This is a genomic window from Companilactobacillus halodurans (genome assembly GCF_009600985.1).
Taxonomy (GTDB): domain Bacteria; phylum Bacillota; class Bacilli; order Lactobacillales; family Lactobacillaceae; genus Companilactobacillus; species Companilactobacillus halodurans.
In genome coordinates this window covers 1-1,008 of record NZ_VDFP01000301.1, presented here as the reverse complement: position 1 = coordinate 1,008, position 1,008 = coordinate 1, and the positions used below count along the sequence as shown (strand labels likewise).

Here is a 1,008-nt window from a genome sequence, read left to right as displayed (position 1 = left end):
TTCTGATACTTCTATTGTGCGGACGTTCAAACCAACATTTTTTGCGGCATCATTGAAGATGCTATATTCTGAGGTAGAAATGATAGACGTACCCCAGTTTTTAGGAGCTTTTACTTCTCCGTGAATATTTGCTCGTTGACGTCCTTGACCTTCTGAGATCGAATACAACAATTCTGTGATTTTTGAGAAAGTTGCTGAAGAGAGCTCGTCAAAACTCAGAGGCACACCTACATTATGCTGAAGATACCCTTCAATTGCGTTACGAGTTCCATTCCAGCTTCTGAATAGTGTTTCAGTGCCTTTGTTCGGGTTACCTGCAATTGATACAGCCAGTGCTGCGGCAGTTGATTTACCTGTGCTTGAATTTCCCATAAATGAGAATATGGTTCCCGCAAACTCGACCTCATGTCTTGTTTTTAGAAACGCAGTAACTAATGAAGAAGCAGCAAATACTACTGCAAGTTCTAGTAGTAAGTTCCCTTTAACTTGTTTTAAGTACATCTCCCACCAGCCTTTGAAAGTACCTTTTGGTTGTAAATCATAGTGTGTTTCACAAATGATTTCATTAGCTTGAGACTGCTCTATTTCTTTTGAAAAGTATGGTTTATCCAATGAAATGACCATACCTTCATCATCAGACTGTAATACACCTACGCCGGTATATAATTTAGATAATGGAAGTGACTGGCGCATCGATTGTAACGCATAGCTTAATGATTTAATGTACCGTTCGTTGATGTTGAAGCCGTACTTAATCAATCCAGGTAGCTTGAAAGATGTTAAGATATCTGATGCTTCAATACGTTCAATATTTTTTCCGTCTGTAATAACCAATTTCTCAACCCCTGTAGACGGGTCGAGAAATTTATTTTCAATAATGATGGGACTAGACAATTGGATGATTTTTTCTATATCATTGTTACTTTTAGGTGGAATCACTTCATAAAAGCCATTTGAATTTAAAAAATATGGATATTGCTCGAAAATGTTGTTAGGCATTAGTTGTTA

Annotated in this window: 1 protein-coding gene; it reads right to left on the bottom strand. The window is 37.3% G+C overall.

The genetic code is table 11. The features are described 5' to 3' along the window. A partial coding sequence (locus FHL06_RS14310) for a DUF927 domain-containing protein (protein ID WP_153387343.1) occupies positions 1-999 on the bottom strand: 999 nt, incomplete at its 3' end. Positions 1,000-1,008 lie beyond the last annotated feature (9 nt).